General features: G+C 58.4%; 1 protein-coding gene. It reads right to left on the bottom strand.

What is annotated here, in order from left to right; genetic code table 11:
* Positions 1-19: 19 nt before the first annotated feature.
* The coding region (locus ACW5W8_RS24180) for a hypothetical protein (RefSeq protein ID WP_498630954.1) at positions 20-214 on the bottom strand (195 nt) is incomplete at its 5' end.

Below are 214 nucleotides of genomic sequence, written 5' to 3'. Positions count from 1 at the left end.
AATGTCAGCCCGGCGGAGTTTAACAAGAGGTATTGGAGAACTGCTCAGGCTGCTTGATCCGGGACTGTCCGATCTTGTCAGGACACCTCAACCAGAGCAACCAGAGCAACCAGAGCAACCAGAGCAAGGCAAGTCTCAAGCTGCCACCCCCACCGGGGAAACGCGGACCATCAAGCAGAGCACCACCGACCCCGATAGCGGCTACATGGTGCGC

This window comes from Aeromonas aquatilis (genome assembly GCF_054052405.1).
This window is presented reverse-complemented; position numbering and strand designations above follow the sequence as displayed.